General features: G+C 66.9%; 6 protein-coding genes. All 6 read right to left on the minus strand.

The features are described from left to right. Positions 1 to 28 precede the first annotated feature (28 nt). Positions 29 to 1,273, minus strand: a complete 1,245-nt coding sequence (locus RMCB_RS35715; RefSeq protein WP_062832538.1) for a phthiocerol/phthiodiolone dimycocerosyl transferase family protein — start codon at positions 1,271 to 1,273, stop codon at positions 29 to 31. Positions 1,274 to 1,310: 37 nt separating this feature from the next. Then, positions 1,311 to 2,171, minus strand: coding sequence for an ABC transporter permease (locus tag RMCB_RS35720; RefSeq protein ID WP_062832550.1), 861 nt, complete (start codon positions 2,169 to 2,171; stop codon positions 1,311 to 1,313). After that, positions 2,171 to 2,980: an ABC transporter permease gene (locus RMCB_RS35725; RefSeq protein ID WP_062832539.1), complete on the minus strand. Its 810-nt coding sequence runs from the start codon at positions 2,978 to 2,980 to the stop codon at positions 2,171 to 2,173. The genes RMCB_RS35720 and RMCB_RS35725 overlap by 1 nt, the downstream gene beginning before the upstream one ends. A 4-nt stretch (positions 2,981 to 2,984) precedes the next feature. Beyond that, positions 2,985 to 4,049, minus strand: a complete 1,065-nt coding sequence (locus RMCB_RS35730) for a daunorubicin/doxorubicin resistance ABC transporter ATP-binding protein DrrA (RefSeq protein WP_062832551.1) — start codon at positions 4,047 to 4,049, stop codon at positions 2,985 to 2,987. Between the two features lie 51 nt (positions 4,050 to 4,100). After that, on the minus strand, positions 4,101 to 8,543 hold the full coding sequence (locus RMCB_RS35735) for a type I polyketide synthase (RefSeq protein WP_234792374.1): 4,443 nt from the start codon (positions 8,541 to 8,543) through the stop codon (positions 4,101 to 4,103). Continuing rightward, positions 8,540 to 12,175 (minus strand): type I polyketide synthase (locus RMCB_RS35740; RefSeq protein ID WP_084388716.1); only part of this gene is annotated, 3,636 nt, incomplete at its 5' end. The genes RMCB_RS35740 and RMCB_RS35735, both read right to left, overlap by 4 nt.

Here is a 12,175-nt window from a genome sequence, read left to right on the forward strand (position 1 = left end):
CCTTCGGTGATGTACTCGCGATTGACGGTCAGGACAGCGCGGACGCCTCGACGGACGCGGCGCGCAGCATGGTGAGAATCAGATCCAGCGATCGTTCCGGCGCCGCAGCATCGACGTGGTGCTCCAGGACCAGTTCACCGGCCACAACGCCGAACCCGTACACGTCGATGACAGCCGACGAGGCGCGGTGGAACTGCGACGAAAAGCCGACCACCTCCAGCCCCGGCGGCGTCGGCATCGCAGCGACGTTGCCGATGTTGGTGGACAACACCACATCTGCCAATCCGGGCAGCGTCCCCTCGTACTGCAGGTTGAAGTGGAGCAACGACTGCTGCACTACACCGTCGCCGAGATCCGCCTGCAGTGTCGACGCGATCTCGCCGGCGAGCTCGACGAGTGTGGTGGCCGGCGTGATCTGCGCCAGGTACGTGGCGACTCCCAGCGCCAAGGTACATGCCGTCGGCGAAACGGGAGGCTCGAGCAGCGGGCGCAGGTTGACGTTGTAGACGTACGGTATGGGAATGTGCGGAGTCTCGCGGACCCGCCACTCGGCCAACAGGATTGCTGCCGAAACCAAATTGTTGACGAACAGCCGGTGCCTGCGTCCGTATTTGATCAATGCGGCCGTTTCCGCTTTGGTCAGGCGACCTCGGGCAGTCGGGACCGCGACGGGCCGCGAGTATTTGGTGGTATTGGTCGACCGCCGGGGCGGCAGCTCATGGGCGAACATGGCGGGGATGAACCGATCGAGCCCCGACCTCGACAGCTTTGTCACTCCCCGCTGTTCGAGGATCGCCTCGATGGGTTCCGGTGCCGGCTGTGGACTGACCGGGCCGGGATCCCCCGTGGTCACCACCGCCGTATAGCGAGTGAACAGGTCGAAAAGCAGTCCGGCGATGTGGTTGCCGTCGGCCAGGCTGTGATGCACGTACAAAGTGAGTTCACCGCCGCCGCCGAAGACCCGCACAACCAGATTGATCAGCGAAGCTCCCTGGTCGAGCGGAATCTGCGGGTCCCCGTCATCGTCTCCGGCCAACCACATTCCGGGGTGGAGTAGATCGTCGCCGACAATCTGGAAGCGGCCGTCGGCAGCCTGCTCGAGGTGGCCGGCATACACCGGATATGTCTCCAGCAGACAGTCGAACGCGATCGACATCGCGTCCGCGTCGAGAGGTCCCGCGAGCGTGAGCGTCACCGATGTGAATGTCTGTGTCTCAGCGAAGAAGTCCTCGCTCGGCGCGAGCCTGCGGATGACAGCCGTGGGAAAGGTCATCAGGCCTCCTCGTCGTTGCGCGGTCCGGTCATGGCGTTCACCCCCGCATACTCACCCGGCGATAGCCGACCACCATCGGGACCACGCAGGCCGCGATGATGCCGCCGGACCAGAGCAAGACACCGGCCGATGGCGTGGACAAGCCGCCGCCGAGTGTCAAACTGCGCATGACCTCGGTCGCATAGGACAGCGGTTGATGTTCGACCACGGGCTGAATCCAGTTCGGATACTGGTCCAGCGGCACGAATCCGGTACAGAAGAACAACAGCAGCGCTGAAACCAGGGTGATCGCCTCGACCAGCGTTGCGCTGGGCCAGTACACCGCGATGGTGAGTGCCAGCATGGCGAACGCCATCCCGAACAGCACCGGTACACACAACCAGACGACGCCGGCCAGCGCGCCTCGCTCCAGCCGCAGCCCCAGCGCCAGGCCGACCGCCAGCAGCGCAACAGAATTCACCGCGACCCGAATGGCCTCGGAGACCAGTCGCGCCACAAGCCCCGACGCGCGATGCACAGGCAGCACCCACAGCCGGGCAAGCAGACCGTCGTTGCGCTCCGAGATGAACCCGACCACACCGACCGAAGCACCGTTCATCGCACCGATCAATGTCACCAGTGGCACGCTGCCATAGAGTGCGCTGTGCCCCGTCACTGCCGAAATCGCGTCCCCCAGGACGATGTTCATCACCACGAGAAAAAAGATCGGCAGGGCGAGTCCGAACACGAACGTCATCGGGTCGCGCACCAGGCGGATCAGCAGCCGCTTGGTCTGCGCCCAGATCTGCACCGGCAGCACGCGCAGGGAGTTTTCGCCGAACCGGCGATCCGGAACCGGGAACGCGGCCTCGCTGAGCACGGCCGAGTCCCGCAGTACCGCGTGATCGGTGACCGACATCATCGCCGCCTCAACACAAGCGCCAGCGACAGCGGGATCATCACGACGGTGACCCCGGCCAGCCAGGCAACCGATGGACCCACCACCGACCAGTTGACCTGAGCCGCCGCGGGTGTCGAATCGCCGGCCAATTCGCGCATCGCGTAGATGAACTGGGAGATGGGTTGATTGCGGACCACCGGCTGGATCCAATGCGGAAAATGCTCAACGGGTTGGATCCCTACGGACAGTAGCCCGAAGATCAACTGCGGCAGCATCAGCCATTGCGTCGTGGCCTCCGGGTTCTTCGACGAGCTGCCGAGCAGATCCGCCAGGTAGGACAGCACCATGCCGATCGCCAACAGCAGCACGCAGAACAACACGGCGTAGCCGATACCCCGGTAGAACCGGAAGCCGATGACATATCCGGTGGCCAGTGCGGCGGCGATACCGATGGCGCACCGGTAGGCGCCGGCCGACATACGCGCGACCAGCGGTGTCAGCGCCGGGATCGGCATGGAGTCGAAGCGGCGGTTGATGCCCTTGACCGAATCTGTCGCTGCCCGCAACGCCCCGGTGATCGCGGCGAACGAAATACCTTGCAACGCAATGAGAGGCATGAGGAACTGCGCGTAGCTGCTCATCCCGGACCTGGCGCCCATCATGTGATTCAGCGGGATGTACCACCCCGCCGCGAACACCACGACGGCCACGACCCCGGTGGCCACCTCTCCGTTGCGCAGCGAGGGTGCCACCAGCCGGACGGTGAGCACCCACCACTGCCCGATGGTCGAAGGGCGCGGTCGCGCCGCGCTCAGCGCGGCCGTCATGGCATCACATCCTCTCCAGCTGCGGCTCGTTGCCGTTCAACCGGTGCTTACCGACGCCCGCCCCGGCCAGCGCGTCGTCACTGTCGTCGTCGGCGGCCGGAATATCTGGCGGTGAGACCTCGGAATCGTCGGTGAGGGCAAGGAACACCTCGTCGAGTGACGGGCGGCGCAGTGCGATGTCGGTGAGTTCGATGTTCGCCGAGTTGAGCAACGACAGCGCCTCGACCAGGGTGCTGGGACCGTCAGGCGCAGGCACGGCGATGCGGTCGGCAGACTCCTCGAGCGCAGTCCTGTTGTGTTCGGGCACGAGTGGTCCGAGTGCTGTGATGATCGCCGGCAGATCCTTGAGGTCGCGCGGGACGATCTCGCAGTAGCTGCCGCCCGTGCGCTCCTTGAGCTGATCGGCGGTCCCCTCGGCGACCACCGTGCCGTGGTCGATGACGATGATCCGGTCACTCAGCGCGTCGGCCTCTTCGAGGTACTGAGTGGTCAAAAGGGTTGCGATGCCGAGCTTCTTGAAGCCCGACACCAGATCCCAGATGGTCTGCCTGCTCCGCGGGTCCAGGCCCGTGGTCGGCTCGTCGAGAAACACCACCTCGGGCCGGACCACCAGCCCGCAGGCGATGTCGATGCGTCGCCGCATCCCACCCGAATACGTGCCGACGCGTCGATCCGCGGCGTGAACCAGGTCGAACTCGGCGAGCAGGTCCTCGGCGCGAGAACGTGCCACCGCCTTGGACAGGCCCTGCAACCGCCCGAACAACGTGAGATTCTCGCGACCGGTCAGCACATCGTCGAGGGCCACTTGCTGGCCGGTCAGCATGATCGATCGGCGAACGCTCGCCGGGTCTTTCGTCACGTCGAATCCGGCGATGCTGGCCTGCCCACGATCCGGTCGGGTCAGTGTCGAGAGGATGTCGACCATCGTGGTCTTTCCCGCCCCGTTCGGCCCGAGCAGTGCCACCACCTCTCCGCGCCCGACGTCGAAGCTGACCCCGCGCAAGGCCTTTACCGCACCGAACGATTTGTGGATCTCGTTGACGACGACGCTCTTGTCCGGAGTAGTCAACACAACCTCCTCATCAGATCCTCCGTTGCTGATACCGGTTCACCGGCTGGTTCACTCGGCGGACAGGTCCACCAACCCGAGTTCCGACATGGCGCCACCGAATTCGTCCTGCGTCGGCGCCGTCGCCAGTGCTTCGGACAGGAGTTCCTCGAAGTCGATCGGGAAACGGTCGGCCATCATGGTGACCGTCGCCCTTTCGACCCGGCGCGCGTCGTACCACCAGTCCACATGCATTCCCGCCGAGGAGCGGTAGATCCGCATCTCGATCGGGAATCCCAGTCCGGGCGTCTTGTCGCGCACGCCCATCCCGGTCTCGCGATCGATCTGCACCGGCCCGGCCGCCGTGGGCAGATCGGGCATCACACCTTCGTTGCACAGCAGGATATCCGGGGAATCCACCGCGCCGAGCGCCCGCGATGTCGGCCCGTACAGATAGCGCAACAGTCCATAGCCGACACCCTGATGTGGCACCGCGCACATGGTTTCGTGCACACCATCGAGCACCTGCGTGGCGGTGGATGCGCCGTGGCAGGACAGCGACACCGGGTAGACGGTGCTGAAGCCGCCGACAGTGCGCCGGGGATCGACATCCGGCTTGAGCACAGCGCGCCCGGTTCCGGCGATGGCGACGGCGAGCGTCCCATCCCCAACGGTGCGCGCGATGGTCCGCGACAGCGCACCGAGCATCAACTCCTCGACAGCGAACTCGAATCTGCCCCTTGCCCGTTCGACGAGGCCTGTCTGCTCGGCGGCGATCAGCGATGGCACACACTGCAGGTCGTCCACGCCGGGAGGTTGTCCGGGACCCGGATCTGCCAGGTGCAGTGTGGGTTTGGCGGCTTCGTCCAGCCAGTACTGCCTGCTGTCCAGGACCGCCGGATGCGTGGCGAGCCCGGCGTAGCGCTGTGACCATTCGCGCCAGGTCGCGGTGACCGGAGGCAACGTGATGTCGGTGCCGGCCAGTCGCTGAGTGAACGCGGTGAACAGGTCGGTGAGCAGGATCTCCCGGGACACCCCGTCGGCCACCAGCTCATGGATCGACATCGCGAGGTACCGTCCGGCTCCGCTGCGATCCACGATGTAGGTCGCGACCAGTACCGGACTGGAAAGATCCTGCCGACCTACCTGCCCGTTGAGGATGTCGACGGCCGCGCGCCGCTCGTCGTCGCTGCCCGGCGTCACGGTGTCGGGCAGCGACACCTCAGCGATGTCCAGATGGTCGCACGGTGCCATGATCTGCTGTTCCCATGCTCCGGCCCGTTGACTGAACGCGGTTCGCAACGCGTCGTGCTGGTTGATCACCGCCGCCAACACCGACCGGACGTCTTCGATTCCGACGGTGGAATCGAGTCTCATCAGGAGAGGCACCCGCCAGCAGCCGGATTCGCGCAGACCATGCTGCAGGAAGTGCACCGCGATCGGCGAAACCGGTTGGGGCGCATCGTCGACCGATACGGCAGCCAACCCGCCTGCTGCGTAGCGCGCGGACAATACCGCGGTCAGCGCCGCCACGCTCGGGTGATCGTAGAGATCTTGCGGTGTCAGCTCCAAACCCTGATTGGTCGCGCTCATCGCGACGCCGATCGCGATGAGGGAATCCCCGCCGATCTCGAAGAAGTCGTCGTTCGGACCGACCGAACTCACACCGAGACACTCGGCACAGATTCGCCGCAGCGTCGATTCGATATCCGCCTGCCCGGTACCGGCGCCGCCGGTCTTCGTCTCGCCGGTCGGTTCGACCACGTGCCCGCTCGGCGCACTGCCGTTGGTCCTGACCGGCGCCACCCCGTCGGCGGTGATCTGCGGGTCCACCCAGTGCCGTTGCCGGACAAAGGGATATCCGGGCAGCGAGACCAGCATGGGTGTGCGGCTCGACAACGGCGACCAGTCCACCTCGACGCCCGCCGCCCACAGTTGGCCGAGCGCCAGCAGGAACGTGTCCCGGTCGCCGCGGTTCTGCACCTGGTGCCGCATCAAGCGGACGGCTCGATGCCGTTGCGACCATTTCGGGTGGCGCATGGCCGATCCCGTCAACGCACCGCCGGGCCCGACCTCGACCAACACAGCGGACGGATCGTCCAACACGTCGTCAAGTTCGTCGGAGAATTTGACCGTGGCCCGAATCTGGCCGGCCCACAGGGTCGGATCGGTCGCCTGCGCGTCGGTGAGCCAGGTACCGGTGACATTCGACAGCACCGGTGTGTGCGGCGGATGAAGCTGGACGCCGGACAGGAATTCGCCGAACTGGGGCACGACCGGATCCATGAGCTGCGAGTGGAACGCGTGCGCGGTGCGGACCCGGCGGGCCAGTATCCCCCGCTGCCGCAACCGGTTCTGGAACTTCATGACGTCTTCCGGTGCCCCCGCCACGACACAGTTGCCGGGGTCGTTGATCGCTGCGAGGTCGAGGCCCGGCGCCAGATACTCGGCGATGGCTTCGGGCGTCATCGCGACCGCTACCATCGCGCCCCGCGCTGAACCGTGCATCAACCGGGCCCGGGTCGCGACGACACTGATCGCCGTGGGCAGGTCGAATATTCCCGCCAGTGCCCCAGCCACGTATTCACCGATGCTGTGGCCCACATACGCCGAGGCCTGAACTCCGTAGGCCTGCAGCAGCCGGGCAAGCGCGTACTCGACGGTGAAGAGGGCGGGTTGGGCGCGGTCGGTGCGTTCCAGGTCGGACTGATCGGAGCCGAACAGCTCTGCTTTGAGATCGATGCCGAGCTCACGCCGGAAGCCGTCGGCGCACCTGTCGAACTGCTCGGTGAACACCGGCTCGGATTCGTAGAGGCCGCGCGCCATGTCGGCGTGCTGCGCACCTTGCCCCGGGAACATCAGGGTGACGCGGCGCTCACCGGCCGGTGCCCGGCCGGTTGCGGTCACCTCGGTCGCCTCGCTGACGAACACGTTGTCGTTCTCGGCGGCGCCCAGCACTGCGGCCGCGTCAAGCCGGTCGTGGACGACGGCGGCCAGCCGGCACCTCTCGAGGCGCCGCCGGTCCAGCGTGGCAGCCACATCGGACAGGTCCAACGCGGGGTCTGCGGCGAGCTCGGTGGCCATTGCCGCCCGGAAGTCTTCGAGCGCCTCAGGCGTGCGGGCCGACAGCCGCAGCACCTGTGGCCCGTCGTGCACCGGTCGTGCCGGTTGCGCGGGCGCTTCCTCGACGACGACATGGACGTTGGTGCCTCCGACACCGAACGAACTGACCCCCGCGCGGCGCACACCGTCCCACTCCCACGGCGTGTACTCGCTGCTCACCGTGAACGGGCCACGCTCGAGGTTCAGCGCCGGATTCGCAGTGGTGAAATGCAGCGTCGCGGGAATGGCACGGTTCTTCAGGCACAGGATCGTCTTGATCAGCCCGGCGATCCCCGAGGCCTCCGCCAGATGGCCGATGTTCGACTTCACCGAACCCACCACACACGGACCCGACCGCGGCGTGTCCGAGAGGCTGAAAGCGGCTCGCAGCGCCTCCATTTCGATCGGGTCACCCAGAGGCGTGCCCGTCCCGTGGGCCTCGATGTAGCTGATGGACGACGCGTCGATGCCGGCCACCGCTTGGGCCTCGGCGATCACATCGGCCTGCGCAGCGCCATTCGGAGCGGCGTAGGTCATCTTCTTCGCGCCGTCGTTGTTGATCGCCGAGCCGCGGATCACTGCGTGGATCCGGTCGCCGGCTTCCAGCGCCGCCTGCAACGGTTTGAGCGCGACCACCGCAACGCCGCTGCCGAACACTGTGCCGTCGGCCGCGGCATCGAACGGCCGACAGTGCCCGGCCCCGGAGACCATCGAGCCGGGCTCGTGCCAGTAACCCACGTGATGCGGAATCCGGATCGACGCGCCGCCCGCGAGCACCATGTCGCATTCGCCGTTGAGCAGGCTCTGGCAGGCCGTGTGCACGGCGACCATCGACGACGAACATGCAGTCTGCACAGTCACACTCGGCCCGCGCAGATCGAACTGGTGCGAGACCCGGGTGGCGAGGTAGTCCTTGTCGTTCTGCAACGACATGTTGATCAGGTCGAAGGTCGCGCCCTGCCCGAGAAACGCGGACCGATCGTGGTGGGACAGCAGATTGTGCAGCATGTACATGCTTGCGCCACTGGTCGCGAACACCCCGATCGAACCGTCGAACGCGGCGGGATCACAGCCGGCGTCCTCGAGCGCATGCCAGGCACACTGCAGGAACAGCCGCTGCTGCGGATCCATCATGCGTGCCACCTGCGGTGGGAAACCGAAGAATTCGGCGTCGAACTCGTCGATCCCGTCGACGAGCGGGGCGCGGCGCACATACTGCGGATCGGCGAGGGTGGCGGCGCTGACTCCGGCGTCGATGAGCTGGGCCTCCGTCAGCGTCCGGATGGACTCCTCACCGGCGCGCAGATTCTGCCAGAAAGCTGACGGCGAGTTGGCACCCGGGAATCTCAGCGCCATGCCGATCACCGCGATGGCATTGGGTGACAACGAATCTTGTTCGACGGTGGCAGTCACGCGCGCTGTCCTCTCTTACGCCGCACCGCGGCGCCCTGGCGGGCAGCGGCACGTTGGTTGGCTCGGTCGCGAAGCGCGTCGATGGCTGCGCCGGCGTCCGGTGTGGACACCCCGCACTGCTGCATCACATCGGCGGTGATGTCGTCCAGGGAAGCACCCTGCAGCAGCATGGCCACCGGAGGTTCGACCCCGAAGTCGGACTGGGTGGCATGCCGGATCCGCACAGCCATCAGGGAATCCATGCCGAGTTCGATCAGCGGCACCGCCGGGCTCAGGGCAGCCTGGTCGGTGTAGCCCATGATCGCGGCGAGCCGTTCCCGCAGCCGCTCACCGATGATGCGTTCGGCGTCAAGGGGATCCAGCTCGGCGAAGTCCGGGGCGCCGGCCCACTGGTCGTCGGTGGGGCCGCGTTCCTCGGTGCCCTCTGCAGGCACCAGTGGGTCGACCATCTTGAGCTTGGCGCGGGTGCGGTATGCAGCGGCGAGTCGGGCCCAGTCGGCGGCCGCGACCACGGCACGAACCGGGGCGTCGACCGCCAGCGCCCGGCCCAGTGCGCGGATCGCCACGTCGTCGGGCATGGGCTCGAGGCCCGAGCTCAGTGTGACCTGTTGATACTCTTCGGACTGGTTGTCGGCCAACGATTTCCACCATCCCCAGTTCACCGTGGTGGCGGCGAGCCCGGCGGCGCGGCGGGCGTAGGCGAAGGTATCCAGGAACGCCGTGGTGGCGGTGTAGTGCGCCAGCCACCGCGAACCGAGCAACCCGGAGATCGACGCGAACAGCACGAACTGGCGCACTGGATGTTTCGACGAGAGGGCGTGCAGCAGCGATACCGCGTCCAGCTTGGGCCGGAACATCATCTGCACGTCCGCTTCGGTCATGTTCGCCAGCGTCACCGGTCCACCACCGAACGCCGCGAGATAGATGCCGTTGAGTACGGGGAGGTCACGGCCGAACCGGTCGAACAGTGCCGTCATGGCCTTCGGATCCGACGCATCGGCCGCAACGGGCACGAGCGTGGCCCCCTGATCGGCTACGGCTTGTGCCAGCTCCGTCATCCGTGAACCGGGAGTGCGGGACACCGCAACCACCGTCTTGGCTCCCATCGCGACGAGCTGGCGAACCAGATGCGGGCCGATGTTGCCCGTGGCCCCGATGACCAGATGGCTTCCGCTGCCGCCGAGTTCGGCCGACGGCGCAGACCGTGCCGGCGCCGGCCCCAGCCGCGGTACGTGCCGTCGGCCTGCGCGGTACACCGCCTGATCGTCGTCGTCGCTCCCGGCGGCCTCGGCCCGCAGGTAACCGGCCACCCGCTCGGCGGGCACCGACTCGTCGACATCGATGACACCGCCCCAGAATTCGGGGTGCTCCAGCGCCAGTGTCCGGCCCAGACCCCACAACACGGCATGGGCAGGATTGGCCCGATCCCCCTCCGAGAGCGGCTGGGCGTTACGCGTCAGCAGGTACAGGCGGGGCGGCTCCGGCAGCACCGCCAGCGCCGCGCACAGCTTGCGACACATGTTGAACAGGTGATAGCCGGGCTCGGCGTCCAGGCATCCGATCGCCACGTCGGGCGCGAACACCACATGCGCGACACCGCGCAATGCGTCGGCGAGCGCGTCATCGTGGTCGGTCAACGCCGAGGAGGCCAGCAGCGTGGCGTCGAGTTCTACGCTCAGTTCGGCATCCGAGACCACCAGCCAGGACCCTGATGCGTGCCGGTCCTCTGGCAGCGGGCGTGCTTGCCACGTCAGCTCGCAGCACCACTGTGGTGGCACTTCCCCGCTCGGCAGATCCGTCTGTTGCGCGACCGCGACGCGGTCCCGGGCGGGCCCGTCGATCCAGTGCCTGGTGTGTTGCCATGGTGTGGTAGGCAATTCGGGCGGCAGACCGTCGGGGTGCGGGGTCTGGGGAGCCGCCACGGTGTGGGTCGCGTTGAGGTTGGTGTGGAACGTGCGGGTGTCGTCGGTGTCGCGCGACAGCGTGCCGACCGCGTGATGGTGTGTGTCGCCGAGCGTCTCGGTGATCGAATGCGTCAGCACCGGGTGCGCACTGATCTCGATGAACGTGCCGTACTGCTCGCCGAGGTCGGCGAGCGCCTGGTACAGCCGGACCGGTTGGCGGACGTTGGCCACCCAGTAGCCTGCGTCGACGTGCGGGGCCCAGTCGTTGGTCACCGTGGACAGGAACGGCACCGCCGGTGGCTTCGGCTCCAGATCCTGCAGGTCCGTGCGCAATTCGCCCAAGATCGGATCCATGAGCGCACTGTGCGACGCCACCTCCATGTTGACCCGCCTGGCGAAGCGGTCCTCTCGCTGGACATCGGCGATCAGTTGGTCGATCTGTGCGGGTGGCCCGGCCACCACTGTCTGCCGTGGCGACGAATACACCGCGAGGCTGACCTGTTCACGCTCCGCGATGAGGGCGGACGTGGCCTCGGCGTCGAGTTCGAGCAGTGCCACAGCGCCGTGGCCGGCCAGACGTGCCATGAGACGGGAGCGGGTGGCGATGACGCGCAGACCTTCGGCCGGGGTGAGTGCGCCTGCGGTGACGGCGGCGGCGACTTCGCCCATGGAGTGTCCGATGACGGCGTCGGGCACCACGCCGTAGTGCCGCCACAACTCCGTCAACGCCACCTGAAGACCGAAGAGCGCGGGCTGGAATCGGGCGTCGCCGATCACCGGTTCGCCGTTGGCGATGACCTCGCGCAGCGAGAATCCGACGGTGTCGAGGAACATCGGTTCGAGGGTGTCGATGGCGGTGGCGAAGGCGGGTTCGTCGGTGAGTAGTCGGCGGCCCATGCCGGCCCATTGGGAGCCTTGTCCGGAGTAGACGAACACCCGGCCCGGCCGGCACGGCCCCTCATGCGGCCGGACCAGTCCCGGGGCCGGGCGTCCGTCGGCCAGTGCCTGCAATGCCTCTGCCGCCTGGGTGTGGTCGCGGGCGCAGATGGTGGCGAAGGTGCGGTGCTGGGTGCGGTGGTGGTTGAGGGTGTGAGCGATATCGGCGAGTCGGACTTCGGTGCCGGGGCCGGTCATCCACTGGGCGAGCATGGCCGCGGTCGCGGCGATCCGCTGAGGCGTTTTACCCGACACCACCAATGTGGTCAGCGGCGGGTCGGGCTGCGTGACAACGTCTTCCACCGCAGGTGCTTGCTCGATGATGATGTGTGCGTTGGTCCCGCTGGCGCCGAATGACGAGACGCCGGCTCGGCGTGGTCGATCGCTTGCCGGCCAGGCCAGCAATTCGGGCGCGATGGTCAAGCGGGTGGCGTCGTGGCTGGCGTGGGGGGTGAGTTGGTGGAAGTTGAGGTGTTTGGGGATGTAGCCGTAGCGCACACTGAGCACGGTCTTGATGAAACCGGCGATCCCCGCAGCCGATTCGAGATGACCCAGATTGGTCTTCACCGAACCCACCACCAACGGGGCAGCATCCCCACGATCGGCGAAAACCTGCGCCAACGCGTCCAACTCGATCGGATCACCCAACGCCGTACCGGTCCCGTGCGCCTCGATGTAATCGATATCAGCGGGCTGCAACCGCGAGGCCGCCAACGCCTGACGCATCAACGCCTGCTGCGCCGGACCATTGGGCACCGTCTGCCCACTGCTCGCCCCGTCCTGGTTGACCGC

Source organism: Mycolicibacterium brisbanense (assembly GCF_001570425.1).
Classification (GTDB): Bacteria; Actinomycetota; Actinomycetes; order Mycobacteriales; family Mycobacteriaceae; genus Mycobacterium; species Mycobacterium brisbanense.